This is a genomic window from Streptomyces sp. NPDC002809 (assembly GCF_040295435.1).
GTDB lineage: Bacteria > Actinomycetota > Actinomycetes > Streptomycetales > Streptomycetaceae > Streptomyces.
On the sequence record NZ_JBEOVJ010000004.1, the window covers coordinates 139202 to 164102 of the forward strand.

General features: G+C 72.1%; 27 protein-coding genes and 1 pseudogene. 10 read left to right on the forward strand and 18 right to left on the reverse strand.

What is annotated here, in order from left to right:
* The first annotated feature begins 120 nt into the window (after positions 1 to 120).
* On the forward strand, positions 121 to 630 hold the full coding sequence (locus ABT025_RS04290; protein WP_350989670.1) for a tetratricopeptide repeat protein: 510 nt from the start codon (positions 121 to 123) through the stop codon (positions 628 to 630).
* Between the two features lie 6 nt (positions 631 to 636).
* On the opposite strand, the gene ABT025_RS04295 is transcribed toward ABT025_RS04290, so the two are convergent.
* Together ABT025_RS04295 and ABT025_RS04300 are read right to left on the reverse strand one after the other, a co-directional pair.
* Positions 637 to 1668: a glutathione S-transferase family protein gene (locus tag ABT025_RS04295; protein WP_350989672.1), complete on the reverse strand. Its 1032-nt coding sequence runs from the start codon at positions 1666 to 1668 to the stop codon at positions 637 to 639.
* Entirely contained in the window at positions 1665 to 3182 is a 1518-nt protein-coding gene (locus tag ABT025_RS04300; protein ID WP_350989674.1) for an MFS transporter, read from the reverse strand. Before ABT025_RS04300 ends, ABT025_RS04295 begins: the two co-directional genes overlap by 4 nt.
* Before the next feature lie 143 nt (positions 3183 to 3325).
* On the opposite strand from ABT025_RS04300, the gene ABT025_RS04305 reads away from it, so the two are divergent.
* Positions 3326 to 3721 carry a TOBE domain-containing protein gene (locus ABT025_RS04305; protein ID WP_350989676.1) on the forward strand — a complete coding sequence of 132 codons (396 nt, stop codon included), beginning with the start codon at positions 3326 to 3328 and terminating at the stop codon, positions 3719 to 3721.
* Between the two features lie 174 nt (positions 3722 to 3895).
* Here the strand turns inward: ABT025_RS04305 and ABT025_RS04310 are convergent, their stop codons facing one another.
* Positions 3896 to 5296, reverse strand: a complete 1401-nt coding sequence (locus ABT025_RS04310) for an NAD(P)-binding domain-containing protein (protein ID WP_350989678.1) — start codon at positions 5294 to 5296, stop codon at positions 3896 to 3898.
* Positions 5297 to 5400: 104 nt separating this feature from the next.
* Here ABT025_RS04310 and ABT025_RS04315 point away from each other — a divergent pair, with 104 nt between their 5' ends.
* Positions 5401 to 5766 (forward strand): ArsR/SmtB family transcription factor, encoded by a 366-nt coding sequence (locus ABT025_RS04315; RefSeq protein WP_350989680.1) that lies wholly within the window; start codon positions 5401 to 5403, stop codon positions 5764 to 5766.
* A 63-nt stretch (positions 5767 to 5829) separates the two neighbouring features.
* On the opposite strand, the gene arsB is transcribed toward ABT025_RS04315, so the two are convergent.
* Both arsB and ABT025_RS04325 read right to left on the reverse strand, forming a co-directional pair.
* Positions 5830 to 6942: an ACR3 family arsenite efflux transporter gene (arsB, locus tag ABT025_RS04320; RefSeq protein WP_350989682.1), complete on the reverse strand. Its 1113-nt coding sequence runs from the start codon at positions 6940 to 6942 to the stop codon at positions 5830 to 5832.
* Positions 6939 to 7247, reverse strand: coding sequence for an ArsR/SmtB family transcription factor (locus ABT025_RS04325; RefSeq protein ID WP_350989684.1), 309 nt, complete (start codon positions 7245 to 7247; stop codon positions 6939 to 6941). Before ABT025_RS04325 ends, arsB begins: the two co-directional genes overlap by 4 nt.
* Before the next feature lie 92 nt (positions 7248 to 7339).
* Here ABT025_RS04325 and ABT025_RS04330 point away from each other — a divergent pair, with 92 nt between their 5' ends.
* A complete protein-coding gene (locus ABT025_RS04330; protein WP_350989686.1) occupies positions 7340 to 7762 on the forward strand; it encodes an arsenate reductase ArsC in 423 nt (140 codons plus the stop codon).
* Between the two features lie 10 nt (positions 7763 to 7772).
* Here the strand turns inward: ABT025_RS04330 and ABT025_RS04335 are convergent, their stop codons facing one another.
* Complete coding sequence (locus ABT025_RS04335; protein ID WP_350989688.1) at positions 7773 to 8318, reverse strand: DUF1697 domain-containing protein; 546 nt, start codon at positions 8316 to 8318, stop codon at positions 7773 to 7775.
* A gap of 129 nt (positions 8319 to 8447) precedes the next feature.
* Entirely contained in the window at positions 8448 to 9740 is a 1293-nt protein-coding gene (locus ABT025_RS04340; RefSeq protein ID WP_350989690.1) for an MFS transporter, read from the reverse strand.
* Positions 9741 to 9925: 185 nt separating this feature from the next.
* On the opposite strand from ABT025_RS04340, the gene dhaK reads away from it, so the two are divergent.
* The 4 genes from dhaK to ABT025_RS04360 are packed head-to-tail and all read left to right on the forward strand — an operon-like array spanning position 9926 to position 12549.
* Positions 9926 to 10912: a dihydroxyacetone kinase subunit DhaK gene (dhaK, locus tag ABT025_RS04345; RefSeq protein WP_350989817.1), complete on the forward strand. Its 987-nt coding sequence runs from the start codon at positions 9926 to 9928 to the stop codon at positions 10910 to 10912.
* 53 nt (positions 10913 to 10965) lie between these two features.
* On the forward strand, positions 10966 to 11580 hold the full coding sequence (dhaL, locus tag ABT025_RS04350) for a dihydroxyacetone kinase subunit DhaL (RefSeq protein WP_350989692.1): 615 nt from the start codon (positions 10966 to 10968) through the stop codon (positions 11578 to 11580).
* Complete coding sequence (locus ABT025_RS04355; protein WP_350989694.1) at positions 11577 to 11987, forward strand: PTS-dependent dihydroxyacetone kinase phosphotransferase subunit DhaM; 411 nt, start codon at positions 11577 to 11579, stop codon at positions 11985 to 11987. Before dhaL ends, ABT025_RS04355 begins: the two co-directional genes overlap by 4 nt.
* 49 nt (positions 11988 to 12036) lie before the next feature.
* Positions 12037 to 12549 (forward strand): NUDIX hydrolase, encoded by a 513-nt coding sequence (locus ABT025_RS04360; RefSeq protein WP_350989696.1) that lies wholly within the window; start codon positions 12037 to 12039, stop codon positions 12547 to 12549.
* Between the two features lie 36 nt (positions 12550 to 12585).
* Here ABT025_RS04360 and abc-f read toward each other — a convergent pair whose 3' ends face one another.
* The 3 genes from abc-f to ABT025_RS04375 form a co-directional block, all read right to left on the reverse strand.
* On the reverse strand, positions 12586 to 14229 hold the full coding sequence (gene abc-f / locus ABT025_RS04365; protein ID WP_350989698.1) for a ribosomal protection-like ABC-F family protein: 1644 nt from the start codon (positions 14227 to 14229) through the stop codon (positions 12586 to 12588).
* A 242-nt stretch (positions 14230 to 14471) separates the two neighbouring features.
* Positions 14472 to 15410: a M56 family metallopeptidase gene (locus ABT025_RS04370; protein ID WP_350989699.1), complete on the reverse strand. Its 939-nt coding sequence runs from the start codon at positions 15408 to 15410 to the stop codon at positions 14472 to 14474.
* Entirely contained in the window at positions 15407 to 15739 is a 333-nt protein-coding gene (locus tag ABT025_RS04375) for a BlaI/MecI/CopY family transcriptional regulator (RefSeq protein ID WP_350989819.1), read from the reverse strand. The genes ABT025_RS04370 and ABT025_RS04375 overlap by 4 nt, the downstream gene beginning before the upstream one ends.
* A 305-nt stretch (positions 15740 to 16044) precedes the next feature.
* Here ABT025_RS04375 and ABT025_RS04380 point away from each other — a divergent pair.
* Both ABT025_RS04380 and ABT025_RS04385 read left to right on the forward strand, forming a co-directional pair.
* Positions 16045 to 16715, forward strand: a pseudogene (locus ABT025_RS04380) (DedA family protein).
* Positions 16712 to 17314, forward strand: a complete 603-nt coding sequence (locus tag ABT025_RS04385) for a phosphatase PAP2 family protein (protein WP_350989700.1) — start codon at positions 16712 to 16714, stop codon at positions 17312 to 17314. Before ABT025_RS04380 ends, ABT025_RS04385 begins: the two are co-directional and overlap by 4 nt.
* Before the next feature lie 111 nt (positions 17315 to 17425).
* Here the strand turns inward: ABT025_RS04385 and ABT025_RS04390 are convergent, their stop codons facing one another.
* The 8 genes from ABT025_RS04390 to ABT025_RS04425 all read right to left on the reverse strand — a co-directional run bounded on the left by ABT025_RS04390 (position 17426) and on the right by ABT025_RS04425 (position 24615).
* Complete coding sequence (locus ABT025_RS04390) at positions 17426 to 17740, reverse strand: DUF6191 domain-containing protein (RefSeq protein WP_350989701.1); 315 nt, start codon at positions 17738 to 17740, stop codon at positions 17426 to 17428.
* Between the two features lie 215 nt (positions 17741 to 17955).
* On the reverse strand, positions 17956 to 18996 hold the full coding sequence (locus ABT025_RS04395; protein ID WP_350989702.1) for an NAD(P)-dependent alcohol dehydrogenase: 1041 nt from the start codon (positions 18994 to 18996) through the stop codon (positions 17956 to 17958).
* Between the two features lie 57 nt (positions 18997 to 19053).
* A complete protein-coding gene (locus ABT025_RS04400) occupies positions 19054 to 19827 on the reverse strand; it encodes an SDR family NAD(P)-dependent oxidoreductase (RefSeq protein WP_350989703.1) in 774 nt (257 codons plus the stop codon).
* On the reverse strand, positions 19824 to 20495 hold the full coding sequence (locus ABT025_RS04405; RefSeq protein ID WP_350989704.1) for a TetR family transcriptional regulator: 672 nt from the start codon (positions 20493 to 20495) through the stop codon (positions 19824 to 19826). The genes ABT025_RS04400 and ABT025_RS04405 overlap by 4 nt, the downstream gene beginning before the upstream one ends.
* A 113-nt stretch (positions 20496 to 20608) precedes the next feature.
* Positions 20609 to 21823: a PP2C family protein-serine/threonine phosphatase gene (locus tag ABT025_RS04410; protein WP_350989705.1), complete on the reverse strand. Its 1215-nt coding sequence runs from the start codon at positions 21821 to 21823 to the stop codon at positions 20609 to 20611.
* A gap of 221 nt (positions 21824 to 22044) precedes the next feature.
* Entirely contained in the window at positions 22045 to 22809 is a 765-nt protein-coding gene (locus ABT025_RS04415; RefSeq protein WP_350989706.1) for a GNAT family N-acetyltransferase, read from the reverse strand.
* On the reverse strand, positions 22806 to 23726 hold the full coding sequence (locus ABT025_RS04420) for an NADP-dependent oxidoreductase (protein ID WP_350989707.1): 921 nt from the start codon (positions 23724 to 23726) through the stop codon (positions 22806 to 22808). The genes ABT025_RS04415 and ABT025_RS04420 overlap by 4 nt, the downstream gene beginning before the upstream one ends.
* A gap of 151 nt (positions 23727 to 23877) precedes the next feature.
* Complete coding sequence (locus ABT025_RS04425; protein WP_350989709.1) at positions 23878 to 24615, reverse strand: SAM-dependent methyltransferase; 738 nt, start codon at positions 24613 to 24615, stop codon at positions 23878 to 23880.
* Positions 24616 to 24901: the final 286 nt, after the last annotated feature.

Consider the following 24901-nt stretch of genomic DNA (forward strand, 5'->3'; position numbering starts at 1 on the left):
TCCGCTCCACGTCTGCAACATTGCTTGACATCAAGATATCTCGTGATCGCCGCTGTCTCGACAGGGCCCTGCCCCACATGATTTTGCGCTGCGCCCCTCGGCCTGGCAGCGTGCGGCTGCATGAGCACCGACAACGAACACGCGACGGCGGACACGGCACTCGCGCGTGCGGTGCGCCTGCGCGAGCGGAAGACCCCGCAGGCACACGAGGAGCTGGTGGCCCTGGCGGCGCACCATCCGCACGATGCCGCCATCGCCTACCAGGCCGCCTGGTCGCACGATTCCCTCGGCCTCGAGGCTCAGGCCGTGCCGTTCTACGAGCGCGCACTGGACGGAACGGGCCTTTCGCCGCAGGACCGCCACGGGGCCTTCCTCGGCCTCGGCAGCACGCTGCGGGTGCTGGGCCGCCATGCGCAGGCGCGCGAGGTGCTCCGGCGGGGCCTGGGCGAGTTCGCCCAGGATGCCGCGCTGCAAACGTTCCTGGCCATGACGCTCTACAACCTGGGTGAGTCCCGCGAAGCCGTACGGACGCTCCTGCTGGTGTCGGCCGCCACCAGCGAGGATCCGCAGGTCCGGGCTTACCGTCCGGCGATCGAGTACTACGCCGATCGTCTCGACGAGACGGAGTAGGGCCGCTCAGGGGCGGTGCCGCGGGGGGACCTGTTCGCCCGCCGGCACCGGACCGGGCGGGGTGCCGTCGCCGAACGGGCGGCCGCCGAGCCGCTCGCGGTGGTGCGGGGTCAGGAACCCCGACAGGTCGGGCCCGACGGGCACGATGCCGGTGGGATTGATGCCCGTGTGGACACGGTAGTAGTGCTGCTTGATGTGGTGGAAGTCGACGGTGTCCCCGAATCCTGGGGTCTGGTAGAGGTCCCTGGTGTACGCCCACAGGACCGGGTCCTCGGCCAGTTTCGAGCGGTTGCACTTGAAGTGGCCGTGGTAGACGGAGTCGAATCGCACCAGTGTGGTGAAGAGGCGGATGTCGGCCTCGGTGATCGTGTCGCCGACGAGGTAGCGCCGGTCCGCAAGCCGGTCCGACACCTGGTCCAGGCGGCGGAAGAGTGCCTCGTAGGCGCTCTCGTACGTGCTCTGGCCGTCCGCGAATCCAGCCCGGTACACGCCGTTGTTGACGTCGCGGTAGACCTCGTCCATCACCTCGTCGATCTCGTCGCGCAGCGGCTCCGGGTAGAGGTCGGGCGCCCCGGGGCGGTGCAGCGCGGTCCATTCGGTGGCGAAGTCCAGGGTGATCCGCTGGTAGTCGTTGGTGACCAGCCTGCCGCTGGTGACGTCGACGATCGCGGGGACGCTGACGCCGCCGGGGTAGCCGCGCTCCCTGGCGTCGTACGCCTCGCTCAGGTAACGGATGCCGAGTACCGGGTCCCGGCCGTCCGGATCCAGGGTGAAGCGCCAGCTCCGGTCGTCCTGCAGCGGGTCGGCGACGGCGAGCGAGAGGGCGCTCTCCAGACCCAGCAGCCTGCGGGAGACCAGGGCCCTGCTCGCCCAGGGGCAGGCGCGGCTGACGACGAGACGGTATCGGCCGGCCTCGACCGGCCAGCCGTCGCGGCCGTCGGCGGTGATGCGGTCGGCGAAATGACTCCGGGACCGTTTGAAGGGCTTGTGCCCGTACGAACGGTTGCCGTCCGGTGCGGTGCCGTCGGGGTCCTTCATCGTGTCTCCTTGGAGGCCGCCGGGGGTGCTGCGGACTGCTGTGCACGGATTCTGCCCCGTCGGGCCCCGCCCACGTCGGCCAGCGCGACGACGAGTCCGGCGATCACGAAGGCCACGGAGACGATGAGTCCGTGGTCGTAGGCGGTGGACCAGGCGGCGGAGCCCACCTGGGCGAAGAACACCGAACCCACGGCGGCGATCCCGATCGCGGAGCCGACGCGCTGGCCGGTCTGCAGGGTGCCGCCGGCGCTTCCCGCGGTGGCCACCGGTACCTGCGACAGGGTCAGGGTCTGGTTGGGTGCGATGACCAGACCACTGCCCAGCCCGGCCAGCAGCAGCGGGGCTGCCATCGCCCAGCCGGCACCCCTGCCGGGCACCAGGTGGACGGCGAGCGCGGTGGCTGCCAGTCCCACCGCGACCGTGGCCATGCCCACCACGACGAGGGGGCGCCCGTACCGGCCGACCATTCTGCCGCCGGGGCCTGCGGCGATGGCGGAGCCCAGGGCGAACGGGGTGATCGACAGGCCCGCCTGCAGGGCGGAGTAGTGCAGCCCGCTCTGCAGGTAGAGCGTGGTGATGAAGAAGATCGAGGTGAATCCGGCGAAGTACAGCAGGATCAGCAGGCAGCCCAGCCAGTAGGAGCGGACGCGGAAGAGCCGGAGGTCGACGACCGGCTGGGTGCCGCGGCGACCGCACCGGGACTCCCAGGCAACGAACGCGGCGAGCAGTACCGCGGCGACGGCCAGGAGCAGCCACTTCGCGTTGCCGTGCCACTGATGGGCCTGGACGAACGGCAGCAGCAGGGCCAGCACCCCGGCTCCCAGCAGCAGGACCCCGAGGGGGTCGAGGTCCCGCAGCCGCACCGGGCCCGCGGAGGGGGTGTCCGGCAACAGCCGCCGCGCCAGCAGGAGGCAGACGAGCCCGAGCGGCAGGTTGACGTAGAACACCCAGCGCCAGCCCTCGTCGGCCCCGGCCGCCTGGATGAGGAGTCCGCCCAGCAGCGGGCCGACCGCGGTGGAGATGCCGACCACCGTGCCGAACATGCCGAACGCCCGGCCCCGCTCCCGTCCCGAGAACATCTGCTGGATGAGGGCCGAGATCTGCGGCGAGACCAGACCGCCGGCCAGTCCTTGGACCAGTCGGGCGATCACCAGCCAGGTGCTGGACTGGGCGGCGCCGCAGGCTGCGGAGGACAGGGTGAAGAGCACCAGCCCGGCCATGAAGACCTCGCGGCGCCCACGGGCGTCGCCGAGACGCCCGGCGGGAATCAGGAAGAGACCGAAGGCGAGCGAGTACCCAGAGAGCACCCACTGCAGGTCGGATTCCGGAGTGTTCAGCCCTTCCTTGATGGATGGCAGGGCCACGTTGACGATGGACACGTCCAGGAGGGTCATGAAGCCCGCCACCAGACAGACTGCGAGCGCCTGCCACCGCCGGGGGTCGGGGGTGTCCGGTCCGGCGGCGGAGCCCGCATCCCGCCCCGCAGAACCCCGGTACCCCGCACTCTCTGCCATGGCTCGCACACTAGGTCGCACGCCCCGATTCCTCATCCCGGCAGGGCCACCCGGCCCACCGGTCGGGTATCAAACTTGCATCCACCAGCATTTAGCAGATTTATGCTTGCATTTGCAGCTCGGGTGACTCTAGGGTGCGGCATATGCAGACCTACACCATCGGGCAGGCCGCCCGCCTGCTGGGCGTCAGCCCGGACACCGCGCGGCGCTGGGCGGATGCCGGCCGCGTCGCCACCCATCGCGAGGAGGGCGGTCGCCGCCTCATCGACGGCCGCGACCTGGCGGCGTTCTCCGTCGAGGTCGCACAGAACGGCACGGGCGAGGAGGAGGTCTCCTACACCTCCGCGCGCAACGCCTTTCCGGGCATCGTCACCGCGGTCAAGCTCGGGGACGTGGCGGCGCAGGTGGAGATCCAGGCCGGTCCGCACCGGCTCGTGTCACTGCTGACCCGGGAGGCCGTCGAGGACCTCGGGCTCGAGGTGGGCATGACGGCGACCGCCCGCGTGAAGTCGACCAGCGTCCACATCGACCGGACCTGACCCACCCGTCCGGCCCGCCGTCCGCGGCCGTATGTGCGCCGCGGGCGACGGGCCCGTCCGCCGAGACGCCGGCGGAGCCTCGCGCGCGTGCGCCCGTCCCCTTGTCGCGCAAGCGGTGAGGCCCGGTATCCCCCGGACCCTCGCGCGCGTGCCCGTACCGCCGATCCGGGGCCCTCAGGTTCCGCAGCAGCCGCCGGCCGGGGACTCCGCCGCTCCTTCGGTGGGGCCGGCCGGAGCGAAGCCGCCGATCTGCACCAGGGCCGGAGCGGGAGCGGCGCAGCAGCCCCCTTCGTCGGCCCGGCCGGCGGCGGGGTCGTCGAAGAGTCCGGCGCCGCCACAGACCCCGGTCTCGGGGAGGGTGAGTTCGACGCGGTCGGCGGCCTCGGTGTCACCCGCGAGGGCGGCGGCGACGGAGCGGACCTGCTCGTAGCCGGTCATGGCGAGGAAGGTCGGGGCGCGGCCGTAGGACTTCATGCCGACCAGGTAGACACCCCGCTCGGGGTGGGACAGCTCGCGGTGGCCGTGCGGGTAGACGGTGCCGCAGGAGTGCTGGTTCGGGTCGATGAGCGGGGCGAGCTCCACCGGTGCCTGCAGGCGCTCGTCCAGCGCGAGGCGGAGTTCGGACAGGAAGGACAGGTCGGGGCGCAGGCCGGTCAGGACGATGACCTCGTCAACGGGGTCGAGGCGCCGGCCGTCCTCGCCGACCAGGACCAGGCGGTCGTCGTCGGTGGGCTCGATGCTGCCGGTGCGGAAGCCGGTGACGGCGTCGGCGTACCCGTCGTCGACGGCGGACTTGGCCGCCAGGCCCAGGGCGCCGCGGGCGGGGAGCTGGTCGGCGGAGCCGCCGCCGAAGGTGGAGCCGCTGATGCCGCGGCGCAGGATCCACACGGAGTGGGTGCCCGGTTCGTTCTTCGCCACGTCGGCGAGGGCGGCCAGGGCGGTGAAGGCGGAGGCGCCGGAGCCGATGACGGCGGTGCGCCTGCCCGCGTAGCGGGCGCGGACGGCCGGGTCCTTGAGGTCGGGGACGCGGTAGGAGATACGGGCGGACGCGGCGCGTTCGCCCAGGGCGGGGAGCCCGTCGGCGCCGATCGGGCCCGGGGTGGACCAGGTGCCGGAGGCGTCGACCACCGCCCGACCCAGGATGCGCTCCTCGGTGCCGTCGGCGCGCGTGACGCGGAGGGTGAAGGGCTGCTGTTCACGGTCGGCGTCGACGATCCGGTCGCGGCCGAGGCGGGAGACGCCGGTGACGGTGGCGCCGTAGCGGACCTTGTCCCCGAGGGCGTCGGCGAGGGGCTGGAGGTACTGCCCGACCCAGTCCCCGCCGGTCGGGTAGGTGTCCGCGGCGGGCCTGGTCCACCCGGTGGGCGCCAGGAGCTTCTCGGCGGCCGGGTCGGTCAGTTCGCCCCAGGTGGAGAAGAGCCGCACGTGCGACCAGCCGCGCACCGAGGTGGCGGCCGCGGGTCCGGCCTCCAGAACGAGAGGCTCGATGCCGCGCCCGACGAGGTGGGCGGCGGCCGCCAGTCCGGCGGGGCCGGCGCCGATGACGACGACCGGAAGGTCTGCAGTGGTGGTCATGGCGGTGATCTCCTCCAGGGTGGGCGGCCATGCGCGGCCGCTGCTTCGATCGCTGTCTATATCCATAGCTTGCTACTCGTATCGATGAGTGTCAACATAGACATATGTCAAAGCCAGAGCTTGTGGAGCTGCCGGCCCCGGACGCCGGGGCGGTGGTGCCGTGCTGTCCGCCGATCACCGCCGGGGAGCTGTCGCAGGGCGACGCGGAGAAGATGGCCGCGATGTTCAAGGCGCTGTCCGACCCGGTGCGGCTGCGCCTGTTCTCCAAGGTCGCCTCGCATGCGGGCGGTGAGGCGTGCGTGTGCGACATCTCCGACGTCGGCGTCTCCCAGCCGACCGTCTCCCACCACCTGAAGAAGCTGCGCGAGGCCGGCCTGCTGACATCGGAGCGACGCGGGACCTGGGTGTACTACAAGGTCGCCCCACCCGTGGTGGCGGCCATGTCCGCCATGCTGGACCTGCGCACCTGAAGTCGCACGGAAAGCCCCGTCCCCCCGCAAGCGCTGCGGACGGACGGGGCTTTCGGTATGGCCTCAGACTTCCCGCCCCACCCTCACGGGCGACTCGAACCTGCTGCGCCAGGCCAGTGCGACGTACACCAGCCCGATCAGCACCGGGACCTCGATCAGCGGGCCGACGACACCCGACAGCGCCTGGCCGGACGTGACGCCGAAGGTGGCGATGGCGACGGCGATGGCCAGCTCGAAGTTGTTCCCCGCCGCGGTGAAGGCCAGGGTCGTGGTGCGGTCGTAGGCCAGCCCGAGGGCCTTGCCGAGCATGAAGGAGCCGAAGAACATGATCGCGAAGTACACCAGCAGCGGCAGCGCGATACGCACGACGTCCAGCGGCTGCGAGGTGATCGTCTTCCCCTGCAGGGCGAACAGGACGACGATCGTGAACAGCAGCCCGTACAGCGCCCACGGCCCGATCCTCGGGAGGAACTCCGCCTCGTAGGACTCGCGGCCCATCCTCTTCTCGCCGATGCGACGGGTGAGGAATCCGGCGAGCAGCGGGACACCGAGGAACACAACGACGTTCAGCGCGATGTGCCAGACGGGCACATCGAGACCCTGCCCGTCGCCCAGGCCCAGCCACCGCGGCAGCAGGTCGAGGTAGAACCAGCCCAGTACACCGAACGCGATCACCTGGAACACGGAGTTCAGCGCGACCAGCACTGCCGCCGCTTCGCGGTCACCGCAGGCGAGGTCGTTCCAGATGATGACCATGGCGATACAGCGGGCAAGACCGACGATGATCAGCCCGGTGCGGTACTCGGGCAGATCGGGAAGGAAGATCCACGCCAGGGCGAACATCACCGCAGGTCCGATGATCCAGTTGATGACCAGCGAGGACACCATCAGTTTCCGGTCGCCGGTCACGGCATCGAGGCGGTCGTAGCGGACCTTGGCCAGCACCGGGTACATCATGACGAGCAGGCCGAGCGCGATCGGCAGGGAGATTCCGCCGACCTCGATCTTCGCCAGGGCGTCACCCATACCCGGAACGAGACGCCCCAGGCCCAGGCCGACAGCCATGGCCAGCAGGATCCACACCGCGAGAAAGCGGTCGAGGGTGGAGAGTTTCCGGACGACGGACGCGTCCGCGGCGGACCGGACCGGCGGGGCAGCGGACTCGGTGGGGGTCACGGACAGGCCCTCTTGTTTCCGTCGGCGGCCCTCGCCGACTCCGCGAGCGCCGCGAACTGCGCGGAGAGCCCGGCAAGGACGTCGGGGCGCAGCTTGTAGTAGGTGAAGCGGCCACACGGCTCGGTCTCCACCACACCGGCCTCCCGCAGCACCTTCATGTGGTTCGAGAGATTGGTCTGCTTCGCGCCGGTCTCCTCCACCAGGTGCGTCGTACAGAGGGTCTCGCCCGCCAGCAGGGTCACGATCCGGAGGCGGAGCGGATCGCTCAGCACCCGCATCAGATCAGCATCGACTGAAGTCAGCATGCGCTGATACTGTCACATCATCGCCCACTGATACCAGCGGGGGCTGATTCATCGACGGCTGGTCCGTCACACGACGAGGGAGCACGATCACCATGGCCGAGCCCGGCGGCAAGCCGTCCGTCCTGTTCGTCTGCGTACACAACGCCGGCCGCTCGCAGATGGCCGCGGCCTGGCTGACCCATCTGGCCGGGGACCGTGTCGAGGTCCGCTCCGCCGGCTCGGCGCCGGGCACTCGCGTCAATCCCGCCGCCGTCGAGGCGATGGCGGAGGCCGGGATCGACATCTCGGCCGAGAGCCCGAAGGTCCTGACGGCCGACGCGGTCCGGGAGTCGGACGTGTGCGTCACGATGGGCTGCGGCGACACCTGCCCCGTCTTCCCCGGCAAGCGCTACCTCGACTGGAAACTGGACGATCCGGCCGGCCTGGGAGTCGAGGCCGTGCGCACCGTCCGCGACGAGATCCGGGCGCTCGTCGAGAGCCTCATCGAGGAGATCGCCCCCGCCACCGGAGCCTGACGGCGGTCCTTCAGGCCGCGCCCTTCCTGGCCGCACCGAGGATCTTCACCACGGTGTGGAAGAAGCGCGTCGTCGCGTCGTGGCCCAGGACGCGCTCCTGGAAACCCTTCGCGGCCGGCGCCCTGCCGTTGATCAGATACCAGACGACGAAGGCGTCGTACCCGGTGCTGCCGATGATCTCCATGTCCTTCTTCGGGGAGAGCATCGGCAGAGAGAGCTCCGGATCGATCCGCTCGGTCGTGAACACCACGCAGCAGCGCAGGTCGTCGGTGACCGTGACGTCCTTGAACGGGTCGAGCGCGATCAGCGCCTCCAGCTCCGGCACCGTACGCAGACAGACCGCGACCTCGTAGCCGAGTTCCCGTTCGAGGTGCGCACCGATCCGGGCGCCGAGCACGGTCCGGTCCGTCTCGTCGGACTCGAAGAAGACGTTGCCGCTCTGGATGTAGCTGCGTACGGCGTCGAATCCCATGTCCGTGAACAGACCGCGCAGATACTCCATCTTCACCGAGCGGCCCGGCACGTTCATCCCTCGCAGGAACGCGATGTACAGCAAATCAGATCACCTGTCCGCAAGGAGATGTACGCAAGAGGAGGGGCCGCGACCGGCGTCCGCCAGAGTAGCCCGTGCGTCACCTGACGGGGGAACAGCAGGCCCGCGCCCTCCGGCGGATTCGCTGCCGGGTCACACGGCGTCCCCCGACGCCACCTCGGCGGGTGACCGGGATCGCGCGATCCCGGTCACCGTGCCCGCCAGCGCGATGCACAGCACGGCGATCCCGGCGACGACGAAGACCGCGGTGACCCCGACACCGGCCGCGGCCGCCGTGGCAGCGGCCGCGCCCAGCGGGCCCAGGGCCGAGTGGAGGGTCCAGAACGTGGAGGTGACCCGTCCCAGCAGCCGACTCGGAGTCACCTCCTGACGCAGCGACATGGAGGAAATGCCCGCGACACCGGTACACATGACGTTGACCGTCATCAGGACGGCGATGACCGGCACGCTCCGCGAAAGCCCCATGCAGGCGACGGCCACCCCTGCCAGCGCGAAGGCCGTGATCCAGCTGGCCCCGAACCCCATCCGCGCGCGGACCCGGGCGACCACGGCGGAGGCGATGAACGTGCCGACCGTGCCGGCCGCCAGCACATAGCCGACCGTGGTGTCGCGGTGGCCCAGGTCGTGCTTCAGCAGATAGATGACGAGGTCCGTCATCCCGTAGGTGAGAAAGGTCAGCAGCGACAGCAGCACGGTCAGCGGCCGGAGCACCGGATGCGCCCAGAGGAACCGCGCACCGGCCAGGAACTCCCGCCGCACCGCGCCGTGTCCGGCCCGGTCGGCATCGACGCGCGGAGTCGTGCGGATCCGGACGAACAGCACACCGATGGCCGAGACCATGAAGGTCACGGAATCGATGCCGATGGCGGCGGCCGGGCCGGCGGCCGCCGCCACGAAGCCCGCCAGTGCCGGGCCCGCGACCCCGGCGACGGCGAAGGTGGCGAAGAGATGCCCGTTGGCTCTCGCGATCTGGTCCGGCGCGACGATGGCCGGGACCACGGTCACGTAGGTGACCTGGAAGAGCATGGAGAAGACACCGACGACCGGAACGATGGTGTAGATCAGCCAGATCGGTGTCGCGAACAGCCACACCAGCGGGATGAGCGCGTAGAGAAGACAGCGGGCTCCGTCGCTGATCATCAGAAGCCGCCTGCGATCGAACCGGTCCGCGATCACACCGGCGAACACGCCCGTGACGATCGACGCGACTCCCGTGAGGCCGGTGACGACCCCCATCTGGACCACCGACCCCGTGCTGTGCAGCACCAGAAGCGGAATCGCCACGTACGAAAAGGAGTCCCCGAGGGCGGACAGGGCCTGGATCACCAGAAAGATCCGGTAGGCGGGGTTTCTCCGGAGTGAAGGAGCAACGGCTTCGCCGGCGGCCTCCGTCGGCTCCTTCTGCGACGGTTCAGCTGCACCCACTGCGCGCCCTCCTCGGTCCGGTACGGCCCCGACGGTATGTGCCAGGGGGTGCGAGTGCCCGTCATTTTCCGGCTGCACCGGGAACATCGCGGGAGAGCGGGCACGTGAGGTTCTTCGCACGGGACGTCCTGCGTCCTACGGTGGTGGTCCAGCGTCGACAGCCTTCCTGGGAGATTCCGTTGCGCATGCTGATCAACGTCCCCGAAACCGTGGTCGCCGACGGGCTGCGCGGCATGGCCGCCGCCCATCCCGAACTGACCGTTGACGTCGAGAACCGTGTCGTCGTACGACGCGACGCCCCCGTGGCCGGAAAGGTCTCCCTGGTCTCCGGCGGCGGGTCCGGGCACGAGCCGCTCCACGCCGGGTTCGTCGGTCCCGGCATGCTGTCGGCCGCGTGCCCGGGCGAGGTCTTCACTTCGCCCGTGCCGGACCAGATGGTGCGGGCCGCCGCCGCCGTCGACAGCGGTGCGGGCGTGCTGTTCGTCGTGAAGAACTACACCGGGGACGTGCTCAACTTCGAGATGGCCGCCGAACTCGCCGACGAGGAAGGCGTGCGGGTCGCCCAGGTGCTCGTCAATGACGATGTGGCGGTGACCGACAGCCTCTTCACGGCAGGTCGACGGGGCACGGGAGCAACCCTGTTCGTCGAGAAGATCGCCGGGGCGGCGGCTGAGGAGGGCGCGCCGCTTGACCGGGTGACGGCCATCGCGCGGCAGGTCAACGACGCGTCGCGCAGTTTCGGGGTGGCGCTGACCTCGGTCACCACGCCGGCCAAGGGCTCCCCCACGTTCGATCTGCCGCCCGGCGAACTCGAACTCGGGGTGGGGATCCATGGCGAGCCGGGACGGGAGCGGCGTCCGATGATGACCTCGCGGGAGATCGCCGACTTCGCGGTGGACGCGGTGCTGGAGGACCTGCGGCCGCAGGGGCCGGTCATCGCGCTCGTCAACGGGATGGGCGCGACACCGCTGCTGGAGCTGTACGGATTCAACGCCGAGGTGCAGCGGGTGCTCTCCGAGCGTGGCGTGGTGGTGGCCCGTACGCTCGTGGGGAACTATGTGACCTCGCTCGACATGGCGGGCTGTTCGGTGACGCTCTGCCAGGTGGACGAGGAGCTGGTACGTCTCTGGGACGCTCCGGTGCAGACTCCCGCGCTGCGCTGGGGCCGCTGACCGCCCGTCCCCCGCGGGGCCCGCCGTTTCGTTCGACGTACCGAGGAGCGCATGTGCTCGACGCAGATTTCTTCCACCGCTGGATGACCACGACCGCCGCCTCGGTGGACCGCGAGGCGGCGCATCTGACCGAACTCGACTCCGCGATCGGGGACGCCGACCACGGCAGCAATCTGCAGCGCGGTTTCGCCGCGGTCTCGGTCGCACTGGACAAGGAGCGGCCTCGGACGCCGGGGGCCGTACTGATGCTTGCCGGGCGGCAGTTGATCTCGACTGTCGGCGGGGCGTCCGGCCCGCTGTACGGGACGCTGCTGCGGCGCACGGGCAAGGAACTGGGCGATGAACCCGCCGTCAGCCCCGAGGGGCTGGCGCGGGCGCTCGGGGCAGGCGTGGCGGCGGTGGCCCAGCTGGGCGGCGCGCAGGCCGGTGACAAGACGATGCTCGATGCGCTGCTGCCGGCGGTCGAGGCGCTCGGGACGTCGTTCGAGGCGGGCCGGGACGCGGCCCGGGCGGGCGCACTGGCGACCGTTCCCCTGCAGGCACGCAAGGGCCGGGCGAGCTATCTGGGTGAGCGGAGTATCGGGCATCAGGACCCGGGGGCGACGTCGTCCGCGCTGCTGATCGCCGCGCTCGCGGAGACCGCCGGTGCGGCCGGAGGTGACGCGTGAGCGCGGACAGGCAGGTCGGGATCGTACTGGTCTCGCACAGCGGCCCGGTGGCCGAGGCGGTCGCCGAGCTGGCGCGGGGGCTCGCGGCCGGTGGGACGACGGCGCCGGTGGCCGCGGCCGGCGGTACGCCCGCGGGCGGGCTCGGGACCAGCACGGAACTCATCGCCGAGGCGGCCCGGTCCGTCGACGGCGGCGCCGGGGTCGCGGTGCTCGTCGACCTGGGGAGCGCCCTGCTCACGGTGAAGGCGATGCTGGCCGAGGGCGACGAGCTCCCGGACGGGGCACGTCTGGTGGACGCGCCCTTCGTGGAGGGTGCGGTGGCCGCGGTGGTCACCGCGTCGGCGGGCGGCGGCATCGACGCGGTGGTGGCCGCGGCCTCGGAGGCGTACGACTACCGCAAGGTGTAGGCGGCCTGTCGTCCGTACGGTGCCGGGCCCGGCACTCACACTTGACGGCATGGCACCCCACACGCGCCCCGGACGCAGCGCCGGTCTCCTCCTGTTCCGTCGCCGCGGCACCGGCTTCGAAGTCCTCGTCGGGCACATGGGCGGCCCCTTCTGGGCGCGCCGGGAGAGTGCGGCGTGGTCGGTCCCCAAGGGCGAGTACGGACCCGAGGAGGGAGCGGAGTCGGCGGCGCGGCGGGAGTTCGAGGAGGAGTTCGGCCACCCGGTGCCGGACGGTGCGTGGGTGGCGCTCGGCGAGTCGCGTCAGGCCGGCGGCAAGACCGTGACCGTGTGGGCCGTGGAGGCCGACCTCGATCCGGCCACGGCGGTGCCGGGGACGTTCACCATGGAGTGGCCGCGGGGGTCCGGTGTGCAGCGGGAGTTCCCCGAGATCGACCGGTTCGCCTGGTGCGCGCCGGAGGTGGCGGCCGAGCGGCTCGTCAAGGGGCAGCGGGTCTTCCTGGACCGGTTGCAGGGCCGTCTGGCGGGCGGGCAGGACCCTGCCGTGCACGACGACGGTGCCTGAAGCCCGTGCCCGCCCCGTCGTCGTGCGTCACCGAGGTCAGGCGCGGGCGACGGGCCTGCCTGCGTGGAGGTCCAGCCGGTCGCCGGTGAAACGGCTACGGAAGCTGCGGTCGTGCGAGACGACCACGACCGCTCCCCCGTACGCCGCGAGCGCCGCCTCCAGTTCCTCCACCAGGTCCAGGGCGATGTGGTTGGTCGGTTCGTCCAGCACGAGCAGATCGGCGGGCCGGGTGACCAGCCGGGCCAGCGCCAGCCTCCGCTGCTGTCCGACGGAGAGCGCGGCAACCGGCACGGACAGGTCCTCCGGACGGAAGAGGCCGAGCGCGAGGAGCATGCTGGTGTACTCGTCGGCGTGGCCGGGCCGTCCGGCCGCGAAGGTGTCCAGCAAGGTGCGGCGGGTCGGCCGAGCGGGGAGTTCCTGAGGGAGGTAGCCGATCCGTGCCCGGCGGCGCATCGTGCCCGTGTCGGGTGCGAGGTCGCCCGCCAGGACCCTCAGGAGGGTCGACTTCCCGGCGCCGTTCGCCCCGGTGACCAGCAGGCGCTGGCCGCTGTCCACCCGCAGCTCCGGCATGCTCAGCCGGTCGCCGACCGCGACGGACGCGAGCTCCACGAGTGGCCCCGGTGCCCGGTCGCCTTCGGTGGCCGGGGTCAGTCCGGCGGAGAACCGCAGCGGCTGGGGCGGAGCCGGCACGGGCGCCCTGCGCAGCCCTTCCAGTCGCGTTCCGGCCGCTCTGACCTGAGCGGACAGCTTCGCCTCGTGCGAGCGGCGGTGCTTGCCCCAGCCCTCCCCCGGGTCCTTTCCGGTGGCGGCGAGCCGCCTGCCCGCGGCGTTCACGAGTTCTTCGGTGCGGGCCAGCTCGTCCAGCCACTCCTGGTGGTCCTGCTCCCAGCGGCGGCGTGCCGCGGCCTTCGCCGTGCGGTAGCCGTCCCAGCCGTCCCCGTACCGGACGACGCTGCGCAGATCGCGGTCGACCTCGACGATGACGGTGGTGGTCCGTTCCAGGAAGGCGCGGTCGTGGGTGATCACGACGAGGGTGCCGCGGTGGGCGCGCAGGTGGTCCTCCAGCCAGGTGGTGGCCCGGAGGTCGAGGTGGTTGGTCGGCTCGTCGAGGAGCAGCAGTTCGGGGCCCGACGCCAGTACGCAGGCGAGCGCGAGCCTGGACTGTTCGCCCCCGGAGAGGCTGCCGAGCGTGCGCTCCCTGGTGAGGTGCGCGAGTCCGAGGCCGTGCAGTGCGGCGTCGACCCGGGCGTCGGCCTGATATCCGCCGCTCTCCTCGTACTCCGTCAGAAGGTCTCCGTAGACGGCCAGTTGTACTTCGTCGGCGCCTCCGGGCGCGGCGAGTGCCTCTTCGGCGGCGCGGATCCGCCGCTCCAGTGCGCGCAGTCCGGCGAGGGCCGCGTCGACGGCGTCCTGGACGGTGCGGGCGGGGTCGAGGGCGAGCGTCTGCGTGAGGCAGCCGGTGCCTCCGTGGAAGCGGACGGTGATCTCGCCGCTGTCCGGCGTCTCGGTACCGGCGATCAGCCGCAGGAGCGTGGACTTGCCGGATCCGTTCTCTCCGATGACACCGACGTGGTCGCCGGGGCGGACGGTGAGCGAGACCTGATCGAGGACCACGCGGTCCCCGTATGCCTTGGAGACGTCCTTCACGGTCAGCTGGGCGCGGTCGTACGGGAGGGGCATGGCTGGTCTTCCCTGGGGATACATGCCTCGGCGGCCCATGGCAGGGCGCGGCGGGCGGGGCTTCCGGACGGTCCGAGGGGACGGGCGCACGCTGCATGACGTGGCGTCACAAGGTGACGGCTCGGCGTCGCGCGGCGGCCTGCCTGCCCGGAATCAGCGGAAGAAGTAGTACGAACCCATCAGGTGAGTGTAGCCGCGGCACGCCGGGAGCACTCAGATTTCCGTAGGAGCCGGACCGGCTCCTACGGGTTCTCGCCCTGCGCGATCTCGATACCGCTGTGCAGGTCGTACGTCGCGTCGAGAGCGGCAGCGCCCGACACCGCCAGGCAGACCAGCAGGGTCGCGGCCGCGGCCCTGCCGACGGCCGGGCGCGCGGCGGCCCGGCCGAGCAGAGCGGCGACACGGCGCGGGACGGGCCCGGCGGCCGCCGCGAGCGCCCCCGCCGGGCGGGGCGCGGACGGCTCTCCGGCGGCCCGGGCGGCAAGTGCGGCACGCCCGATGGCGCGGGCGGCGACCCGGCGGTCCCCCACCGCTTGCGCGGCGGCCTCGTCGGCGCAGCGCTCCAGTGCGTACCCCATGGGGTCGCGCAGGGCGCGCAGGGCGGGATGGCAGCGCGCGGACAGTTCAGCGACCGCGAGGTACAGGTGGTGGCGGCCGGCGAGGTGAGCACGTTCGTGGGCGAGGAGCGCCTCCCTCTCGGCGGGGTCGAGGGCGTGCAGCATGCCGGTGGTGACGACGATCCGGCCGGGGCTGCCGGGCCGTCCGGGCAGCGCGTAGGCGTCCGGTCGCTCGTCCCGCAGTACCGCCAGCTCTCCCCCGTCGCTCCGGTCAGGGCGGACGGCCCGGTGGAGCCGGCCCCAGTGGCCGCGCACCGCATGCGTCACGGCGGCGGCGCAGCCGGCGATCAGTACCAGGGCGGCGGCCGCGAGCGGGACGGCCGTGCCCGGTACCGGGGCCGCGAGCGGGTGGACGAACTCCCCCGCCGCGGCGACGGCGGACAGCCGGCCCGCACCGGGCACCACCAGGAGCGCAAGGGCGAGCACGGTGCACACCGCAAGGCCCGCACCGGTGGCGGCGAGGAGTCGCACGGCCCGTGCGGGCGCCAGGGCGTCGGCCAGCCGACGGGCGGCGGGAACGACGAAGAAGGGCACCAGCAGCGGAATCCACACGGCGTAGATCACCGGGTGTCACCGTCGAGGAGATCGCGGAGCAGCTTCTCGTCCTCGTCCGTGAGCTGTGAGACGAACCTGGCCAGCACCGTGCTGCGGTCCTGTTCCTTGCGCAGCTCGCTGTGCATCCGGCGGGCGGTCAGTCCGGCCGCGTCCTCGGTGGGCGTGTACGCGAAACCGCGCCCAGCCCTGCTGCGGGTGACCGAGCCCTTCTCGTAGAGGCGCGAAAGGATCGTGGTGACGGTGGTACGGGCGAGCTCCGTTGCGATCGTCTGCTGCACCTGGCCGGGTGTGAGCGGGGTTCCGGCCGCCCAGAGGGCCGCCAGGATCGTGGACTCCAGTTCGCCGGAGGGGCGTCGCTCGGCTTCACCGGAAGGGCGTCGCTCGGCACCGGCGTGGTCGGGTCGGCCGGACGCGGATCGGGCGGGGGCTCCCGTCCCGGCCGTGTCCGGTGCCGTCGGTTCGGATGCCGGCGCGCCGGACGGCCGACGGTGGGCGGATTCCCCGCCCGATATCCCGTTCACCTGGGCCATGGGAACTCTCCTCCCCGTTCGAGCGTCTACAGTGACGTAGACCGTCTACATCACTGTAGTCAGTCCGGGCGTTCCGCGAGGCCGCCCGCTCACCATTATGGAGACCCGCCACCGTGTCCGTACTTTCGTCGGCGCCCCTGCCTCAAGCGGTGAACCTGCTGGACGCCGGTTCACTGCTCGGCACGTTCGGCGCACTCGGCATCGCCGTCGTGCTCTTCGCCGAGACGGGGCTGCTCGTCGGCTTCTTCCTGCCCGGCGACTCCCTGCTGTTCACGGCGGGCCTCCTCTGCGTGCCAGGCACGCACGGTCCGGTCGAGCTGTCGCTGCCGCAGGTGCTGGTCGCCGCGGTGGCCGGTGCGCTGATCGGAGCTCAGGCAGGCTACTGGATCGGGCGGCGCGGCGGCGGGCGCTGCTGGCCCGAAGCGGCGCCGGACGGCTCCACGAGGGCGCCGCCCGCGCCGAGGAGCTGCTCGCGAGATACGGCCATGGCCGCGCGATCGTGCTGGCGCGCTTCGTCCCCGTGGTGCGGACCGTGCTCAACCCGCTGGCCGGGGCACTCGGCGTCCCGGTACGGCCGTTCATCGTGTGGCAAGCGGCCGGCGGTGTGGTCTGGACCGTCGGACTGGTGCTCGCCGGATACGGGCTGGGGTCCTCGGTGCCGAACGTCGACCGGTATCTGCTGCCGATCGTCGCCGTGGTGGTCGCGGTCTCCCTCGTCCCGCTCGCTGCCGAAGTGATCCGCTCACGTGCCAAGCGCACCCCCGAAGGAGACACCCACCGATGACACTCGCCTCAGCCGCCTCCTCGATCGACGGTGGGTTCTACACCTGGGTCACCGAGCTGGCCCGGCGTTCCCCCGCCGCCCTGGACTCCGCCGTGCGCCTCTGGTCGGACTACGGCCTGGCCCTGTTCGCCGTGCTGATGCTCGCGTCCTGGTGGCGCTCCCGGCCCGCTGATCCCGCGCGGACCGCCATGGCTCTTTGCACCCCGCTCGTCGTGGTGACCGCGTACCTCGTCAACGACCTGGTCAAGTCGGTCTTCCATGAACAGCGGCCCTGCCGGACGCTGCATGTCGTGACGGTGGAGGCGTGCCCGGCGCTCGGCGACTGGTCCTTCCCCAGCAATCACGCCGCCATCGCGGCGGCCGCGGCGACAGCGATCTGGCTGACGGACCGCCGGATCGGTGCGGTCGCGGTCGCCGCCGCGCTGCTGATGGGCGCCTCCAGGATCTGGGTCGGGGCGCACTACCCGCACGATGTGCTGATCGGCCTGCTGGCCGGCGCCCTGGTCGCCTGGCCACTGACGGTGGCGGCCCGCCGCTGCGCGCCGGCGGTGGTGCGGCTGCGCGACAGCCGGCTGCGCCCGCTGGTGGCGGCGGGGTGACGCAGGACGCGCGACGCCCCGGGCCGCTCGACCGGCACGCTCCGGGCGGGATACCGGTGGCGACACGCAGCCCTCAGCGGGTGGCGCCCCGCACTGCGCGGGTGGCGCCCTTCACTGCCCCGGCAGGCGGATGACGGCGAGGCCGCCGTCGAGGTCGACCGTGGAGCGGTGCGGCGGAGCGCCGTCCTCCTCGTCGTCGCGCAGCAGAAGGGCGCTCTGCCGTTCCTTGAGCTCGCTCTGTTTGCCGGGTGAGAACGTCGCGTGCAGCTGCTCGAACCCGGTCGCGGAGATCTGGCCCTGCCGGGCACTGTTGCGCCACGGCAGCAGACCGGCCCGCCCCGCGCGCAGCAGCAGCTGGTCGAGGAAGGCGACGGCGGTCAGCCCGATCACCAGTCCGGGCAGCGTCATCAGCGCGAGGAAACCCATCCGGGCAGTTTCGTCGTTTGCATCCCGGTGCGCAACGGCCTCGGATACGGCGGTCTCCGCATATGGCCCGGGTGCGCGAAGGCCCTCAGGCATGACGATGCGGGCCGGCGCACATGCGACGGCCCGCAAGGTCGTGAGGGAGGGGGCTCGGCCCGGTCGGTCGTCGGGGAGCGGGTCCGGCCCCGGTCGGCCATCGGAGGGCGGGCCCGGTCCGGTCAGCCGTTGGGGAGGATGACCGCCCGTCCGTTGATCCTGCCGTCGTGCAGCCGCTCGTACGCCAGCGGCGCCTCGTCCAGCGAGTACGTCTCGACGTGGACCTTCACCGCGCCCGCGTGGGCCAGCTCCAGCACCTCGGCCAGCTCGGAACGGGATCCCCAGTACGGAGCGGTCACCGTCGTGCTGAACGGCAGGGAACCGAAGCCCACCGGCAGCGCTCCGCCTCCGATGCCGACGATCGTGACGTCCGAGTCGATCGCGGCCGCGGCACCGGCCGTGGCGACGGTCGGCGGCGCTCCGACGAAGTCGAGGACGACCTGGGCACCGATGCCACCGGTCAGTTCACGGATCCGGTCCGCGGCGTGCCGGTCGGACAGGACGGTCTCGTGCGCCCCGACCGCGCGGGCCAGCGCGAGCTTGTCCTCCGTGACGTCGAGAGCGATCACCCGGACGGCAGTCATGGCCCGCAGCAGCTGGATGGCGACGTGGCCGAGGCCGCCGGTACCGATGACGACGGCGGTGGCTCCGGGCACCAGCTTCGGCAGGGAGCGCTTGATCGCGTGGTACGGGGTGAGGCCGGCGTCGGTGAGCGGCACGGCCTGCACCGGGTCGAGGTCGCCGAGGGGCACCAGGTGGCGCGGGTCGTCGACGATCATGTACTCGGCCATGGCGCCGGGCGATCCCAGTCCGGGCGGGTTGATACCGAGTTCCTTGGCGCGCAGGCAGTAGTTCTCCTTGCCCTCTGCGCACTTGACGCACGTGCCGCAGCCCCAGGGGCCGTAGACCGCCACGGACTCGCCGACGGAGAGCCCGCTGACGCCGTCGCCGAGTCCGGCGACGGTGCCGACGCCCTCATGGCCGAGCGTCAACGGCAGGGGGTAGGGGAACTGGTCCGCGGGCCAGCTCATCACCGCGATGTCCGAGTGGCAGACGCCTGCCGCGGTGACCTTCAGCAGCACCTGTCCGGGGCCGGGCTCCGGGTCGGGAACGGTGACGACCTCGGGTGCGGCGCCGACTTCGCGGTACTGAACAGCCTTCATGGGGTCCTCCTTGACCTCTGTCCCTCTTCTTCTCGCCCCCCTGCCCCCGTCCGCCTGTCAGGAGGCGGAGTACCCACCGTCCACCAGGTGGTAGCTGCCGTGGATGAAGGACGCGCGGTCGGACAGCAGGAAGGCGGCGAGTTCCGCCACTTCCTCCGCCGTGCCGAGCCGTCCCGCCGGGTGCAGCGAGATCAGGTGGTCGCGGGCGGGGCCCTCGGTGTTGCGCAGCAGCGGGGTGTCGATGAAGCCGGGGCCGACGGCGTTGACGCGGACGTTCTGCGCGGCGTATTCGAGGGCGGCCGTCTTGGTGAGGCCGACGACACCGTGCTTGGCCGCGACGTACGCGGGCGAGCCGGCGAAGCCGTTGGTGCCGAGGATCGACGACATGTTGACGATGGCGCCGCCGCCCGCGGCGACGATGGCCGGAAGCTCGTAGCGCATCGAGTAGAAGACGCCGCTCAGATTGGTGGCGACGACCCGGTTCCAGTCCTCGACGGCGTAGTCGCCGGTCGGGCTGCTCGGGCCGCCGATGCCGGCGTTGTTCACAGCGAGGTGCAGTGCGCCGAAGGTGTCGACGGCGAAGCGCACGCCGGCTTCCACGGAGGCCGGGTCGGTGACGTCCATGACCACCGCCGCGGCCTTGGCGCCGCTGCTCTCCAGTGCGGCGACCGCCTTGCGGGCACTCTCATCGTCGTAGTCGGCCACGACGACGGACGCGCCTGCGGCGGCCAGCCGGTGTGCGAGGGCGAGGCCGATGCCGGAGGCCCCTCCGGTGACGAGGGCGGTGCGGCCGGCGAATTCCTGGTCGGCGGGGGTGGGGGTGGTGCTCATGATGTTCCGTTTCCTTCCGTGGTGCTGTGTGACGCCGATCCGGCGGGAGGCTGCGCGAGCAGCTCCCCCGCAAGGGCGTCGAATGCCTGCTCGACGAGTCGGGGCAACTCGTCGGGGCAGCCTCCGCGCACCCAGGCGGCCTGGGCGACGAGGAGCGCGCCGGCTCCGGCGGCGACCGTGACGGCGGGGCGGATGTCCTGCCGCGGGTCGGTGCCGAGCCGTTCGGCGACGATGGCGACCGAGTCCTCCTGGGCGTCCACACGGATGTGGTGGAACGCCGCGTAGAGGGTCGGTTCCTGCTCGGCGAGGACCAGCAGTTCGAAGATCCTCGGGCGGCGGTGCCAGGCCTCCGCCCCGGGGTCCGCCAGCCAGTCCAGAACGGCCCGGCGGTACGCGGTGAGCGGGGGTTCGCCGGCGGGGCGGGCCCGCAGGGCGTCGTTGATCCGGTCGCCGTCACCCCGGACCGAGTCCAGGACGGCGGCTTCCTTGCTTGTGAAGTACCGGCTGAACGTGCGCCGGTCGACGTCCGCGCGTTCCGCGATCTCCTCGACCGTCACGTCCCTCAGACCCCGGTCGAGCACGAGCTCGAACGCGGCCTCGGCCAGTGTGTCCCGGGTGCGGCGCGCCTTGCGGCTCCGCCTCTCCGGGGTCTTCCGTTCCCGGTTCATAACTGCACCGTACACCCAAAAATGTCCCGGCGCGACAAAAGTCTCGCTGGGACATACGTGGTCCGCCGCGGCGCGGGTGGCGCAGGGTACGCCTGCGGTGAGGGGCATGGCCGCTACCGCCCGCTGAACGCCTCCGCGGCCCGCTTCGCGCCATGGCCCGCCGGTGTGGGCCCGCAGGAGGCGCCCGACGGTGTCCGCCGCACGGCGAGCACGGCGATGTCGTCGCGTCGCACACCGCCGGAGAACTCCTCCAGGTCGCGATGGAGTGCGTCGAGCAGCTCCCGGGGGGCCAGCTGCGCCAAGCGGCCCAGCCGCGTGTCCAGCGGATAGAAGGTTCCGGCGGCGTCACGGGCCTCGGTCACTCCGTCGGTGAACATCAGCAGCGTCGCTCCGGCAGGGAAGTCCAGCCGTTCGGTGACACGCGCCTCGCTGCTGAGCTCCGCCAGGCCCAGCGGAACCGACGTACGGCGCAGCGGGACGGGGCGGGCCACGTTCTCGTGCAGCAGGTGGGGTGCGAGATGGCCGCAGTTGACGGCCTGGACACGCCCGTCGCCGTCGAAGCCGAGCACCAGCGCGGTGACGAAGCGCTCGATCTCACCGGTCTGGGCGGAGAAGGCGTTGTGCCGGGCCACCGCGTCCTCCAGTGCGTCGACGACCCCGGTCAGGGAGGGCTCACGGATGGCGGCCTCACGGAACGCACCGAGGACGGCGAAGCCCGCTCCGATCGCGGGGAGGCCCTTGCCCTGGACGTCACCGATGATCACCCGGGTTCCGTAGGGCGACTGGACGACCTCGTAGATGTCACCGCCGACCAGGCGGTCCTCCTCGATCGGCGCGTAGGTGCCGTCGGCGACGACCTGGTCGGTCACGATGGGCAGCGGGCGCAGGATCTGACGCTGGAGCGCGACGGCGGCGGAGCGCAGCCGCGCAATCTCGGTGGCATGGCGGATACGCAGCGCGCACGCGCCGACGCCGAGGAAACAGGCGAGCACCGTGAAGACGACGCTGCTGGTGATGTCCCAGAACGTCCCACCGGTCACCAGCCGCGAGGTGACGGCCACCACCATGATCCAGGAGGCCACACCCACGGTCTGCCGGATCGTCGCGAAGACCGAGACGAGTGCGGGCACGACGACGAGCAGCGGCACGATGCGCAGTTCGTCGCCGGACCCCATGTCGAGGAGGACGATCATCGCGGTCAGCAGAGCCAGACCGCCGAACAGCGCCCGGTTTCCAACTCTGGGCGCCCTGACGGCCGCCTCGCCCGCCTCCGTACCCGTGAGCGTTGCTCCACGCGTCGTCGACAGGTGCTGGAGCCCGATCGTCACAGCCGTCTCCTCCCGGGGCCTGCCGGCCCGACGCCGGCGTTCCGTACCAGTGCACCCGAGTCGCGGCAGGCGGCACACGAGGCTTACGGCCTCACACACCGCGCCGAAGGTCCCGGAAACAGCGCCGGCAGGTGGCTCGGGCCCGCCGTCCGGGCCGGAGGCGCCGGCCCGGGACCTCCCCCGGCCAGGTCGGCGCCGGCCCGGAGTCCCGGGCCCCGCGGTCAGCGGGTGGCTGCCTCACGGACGTCGCCCCGCACGGTGCCGGGCACCCGTATCGGCGGGTCCTCAGGAATGATCGCCGAGAGGAACGGCGTACGGCGGCGGAGCGCGAAGCCCAGTGATTCATAGAGCCGGACGGCGTTGGTGTTGGAGGCGGCCGCGTGCAGGAACGGAGTCTCGCCGCGTTCCCGGATCTCGTGGGCGACGGCGCGCACCAGCCCACCCGCGAGCCCCTGCCCCCGGACCGACTCGTCCGTGCAGACCGCGCTGATCTCGCTCCAGCCGGGTGGGTGCATGCGCTCGCCGGCCATGGCGACGAGCACCCCGTCACGCCGTACACCGAGGTAGGTGCCGAGCTCGACCGTGCGTGCCTCGAAGGGGCCGGGCCGGGTGCGTGCGACCAGGTCCAGCATCTCCGGCACATCGGCGGGGCCGAGCCGGACGGCCTCCGGATACGGGGCCGCATCGACCCCCACGTCGACGAGCTGCACGCCCTCGGCGTGGAAGACGACCTCCCAGTCGTCCGGCGGCGGCTCGCGGAAGGCGGTGATCGTGACGGCGCCACCGGGTCCGGCGAGCGCGGCGGCATCGGCCCAGTCAGCGGCCTCAGGCCTGTCCGGCAGGGCGACCCAGGGAGTGACCTCCGGCGGATAGCGCAGGATGCGGCCGCGGCGCTCGGCGAGGTGGGCGTGCGGCCCCCTCAGCGCGGCACCCACCGGGTCGTCGAGGGGGTGCACACCGTCGGTGGGGATTCCGGGGCCGCTCATGCCGTCACCTCGATCACGGACTTCCCGAGGGCGTGGCCGTCCTCCACCGCGCGCAGCGCCTCGCCCGCCCCGGCGAGCGGGACGGTCCGGGTGACGTACGTGCGCAGGACGCCCTCGACGACGAGGTCCGCCACGGCGTCGAGCACCGCTGCGGTGCGGGCCCGTTCGACGGGCGCCCCGCCGAGCTCGGCCGCGAGCTGCTTGCCGCCGGCGCTGACCAGCGCGGCGGGGTCGGCGAGCAGCGTGGCCGCCTCGCGCAGCGTGTCGCCGCCCACCAGGTCGAAGACCGCGTCGATCCCGTCGGGCGCCGCCGCCCGCACCCGGTCGGCGAGTCCGGCCCCGGATGCGACGTGCACCGCGCCGAGCGACTCGACGAAGTCCTTCTTGGCCGCGCTTGCCGCACCGATGACATGAACGCCCGCGTGCCGTGCGATCTGGACGGCGGCGGTTCCCACACCGCCCCCGGCTCCGGTGACCAGGAGCGTGGCACCCGGGGCGAGGCCGAGCTGGTGCACTCCGTCGTACGCGGTGGCCGCCGCGACCGGCAGCACGGCCGCGTCGGTGAACGAGAGCCCGGCCGGCTTGTGGGCGGTCACGGTGACGGGCAGCAGGGTGTGCTCGGCGTACCCCCCGGCCACCGGGTTTCCAAAGACCTCGTCCCCGACCGCGAAGCCCTCCGCTCCCGGGCCGACCGCCTCGACGACGCCCGCGGCCTCGCTGCCGAAGGCGGTGGGAAACGGCTGCGGCTCACTGCCGGGCCTGCTGTACCCCGTGCGCAGTTTCCAGTCCACCGGGTTGACCCCGGCCGCCCGGACGGCGACGAGGAGTTCCCCGGGGCCGGGCACCGGCCTGTCCCGGTCGACGAGGGCCTCCACCTCCGGCCCGCCGTTGCGGGTGAACACGTACGCCTTGGACATCGGCTCTCTCCGTTCATGGCACGGGCACCCGTGCCGGTTGCCCCAGCAGGAGGAAGTCCGGTCGCGGCACACGTATTCCCCGCGGACGGGAGCGTTCACCGGCCCGCAACGCAGCGGCGACGGCCGGGTGCCCCGGAGACCCCGTCGGAGGTCAGCCGGGTGTCCGGCGCAGCACCAGGGTCACGAAGCCCCAGCTCTCGCGGTAGCCGCGCAGCCACTCGGTGCGGCGGGTCGCCGCGGTTTCGAGCACCTCCGCGCTGTCCGGGTCGGCCGAATGGTCCAGGGCCCAGGCGGCCAGCGAGCCCCAGCAGGCCCACTCGTAGGCGTCCAGTTCGCCTCTCGAGCTGATGTGTCCGTGCACGGGCGTCCATCCGTCGGCGGCGACCCGGTCCAGGGTGGTCGCCAGGTCGGCGAAGTCCCCGAGCGTCGCGACGGCCTCCGGTGACGGCTCGCGTTCCCAGAAGCCGTCCCCGATCAGCACGCGGCCGCCCGGTGCCAGGTGCTTGCGGGCCGCCGCCAGCGTCGGCAGCAGGCCGCCGAACACGTGCGCGGCCCCGACGCTGAGGACGAGGTCGAACGGCTGCGCGGAGGAGAACTCGGCCCCGTCCCGCTCGTACAGTACGAGGCGCTCGCGCACACCGAGGCGGTCCGCCGCCTCGGCAGCCTGCCGCAGGGCGCCTTGGGAGATGTCGACACCCTCGGCCCGCAGTCCCTGGTGACCGGCCAGGGCGCGCAGCAGCCATTCCCCTCCCCCGCAGCCCAGATCGAGCGCCCTCGCGTCGCCGTGCGGGACGGCGTGGTCCAGGAGCTGTCTCACCGAGTCGTCGTCGAGCGGTGCCTTGATCGGATGGCCGGCATGTGCAATGGCGGAGAGCTGATCACGGTTCACGGGCGCAGCGTGACAGCACCACCGGCCGTACGCACGTGGATTTCGGCACTGTCCGGGACACCGGCGCCCGGCCCGTGCCCGGTCCTGCCCGGACAACCGCCCGACCGGCCCGACCGACCCCTCCGCTCCACCGCCCATCCGCCCATCCGCCCATCGAGAACGAGGTGCGTCATTCGCCCTATTTATCGGCATTAATACCAGCCGAATGTCCACCCCTTGGACGCTCATTAGGGACCCTTTGACGCCCCCAAAGCCATTCGGCTACTGTCCACGCCCAGTTGGGCAG

Coding starts and splice junctions, on each gene's coding strand:
- ABT025_RS04290 (WP_350989670.1), top strand. CDS start 121: ATGAGCACCGACAACGAACACGCGACGGCGGACACGGCACTCGCGCGT.
- ABT025_RS04295 (WP_350989672.1), bottom strand. CDS start 1,668: ATGAAGGACCCCGACGGCACCGCACCGGACGGCAACCGTTCGTACGGG.
- ABT025_RS04300 (WP_350989674.1), bottom strand. CDS start 3,182: ATGGCAGAGAGTGCGGGGTACCGGGGTTCTGCGGGGCGGGATGCGGGC.
- ABT025_RS04305 (WP_350989676.1), top strand. CDS start 3,326: ATGCAGACCTACACCATCGGGCAGGCCGCCCGCCTGCTGGGCGTCAGC.
- ABT025_RS04310 (WP_350989678.1), bottom strand. CDS start 5,296: ATGACCACCACTGCAGACCTTCCGGTCGTCGTCATCGGCGCCGGCCCC.
- ABT025_RS04315 (WP_350989680.1), top strand. CDS start 5,401: ATGTCAAAGCCAGAGCTTGTGGAGCTGCCGGCCCCGGACGCCGGGGCG.
- ABT025_RS04325 (WP_350989684.1), bottom strand. CDS start 7,247: ATGCTGACTTCAGTCGATGCTGATCTGATGCGGGTGCTGAGCGATCCG.
- ABT025_RS04330 (WP_350989686.1), top strand. CDS start 7,340: ATGGCCGAGCCCGGCGGCAAGCCGTCCGTCCTGTTCGTCTGCGTACAC.
- dhaK (WP_350989817.1), top strand. CDS start 9,926: ATGCTGATCAACGTCCCCGAAACCGTGGTCGCCGACGGGCTGCGCGGC.
- ABT025_RS04360 (WP_350989696.1), top strand. CDS start 12,037: ATGGCACCCCACACGCGCCCCGGACGCAGCGCCGGTCTCCTCCTGTTC.
- abc-f (WP_350989698.1), bottom strand. CDS start 14,229: ATGCCCCTCCCGTACGACCGCGCCCAGCTGACCGTGAAGGACGTCTCC.
- ABT025_RS04385 (WP_350989700.1), top strand. CDS start 16,712: ATGACACTCGCCTCAGCCGCCTCCTCGATCGACGGTGGGTTCTACACC.
- ABT025_RS04390 (WP_350989701.1), bottom strand. CDS start 17,740: ATGGGTTTCCTCGCGCTGATGACGCTGCCCGGACTGGTGATCGGGCTG.
- ABT025_RS04395 (WP_350989702.1), bottom strand. CDS start 18,996: ATGAAGGCTGTTCAGTACCGCGAAGTCGGCGCCGCACCCGAGGTCGTC.
- ABT025_RS04400 (WP_350989703.1), bottom strand. CDS start 19,827: ATGAGCACCACCCCCACCCCCGCCGACCAGGAATTCGCCGGCCGCACC.
- ABT025_RS04405 (WP_350989704.1), bottom strand. CDS start 20,495: ATGAACCGGGAACGGAAGACCCCGGAGAGGCGGAGCCGCAAGGCGCGC.
- ABT025_RS04415 (WP_350989706.1), bottom strand. CDS start 22,809: ATGAGCGGCCCCGGAATCCCCACCGACGGTGTGCACCCCCTCGACGAC.
- ABT025_RS04420 (WP_350989707.1), bottom strand. CDS start 23,726: ATGTCCAAGGCGTACGTGTTCACCCGCAACGGCGGGCCGGAGGTGGAG.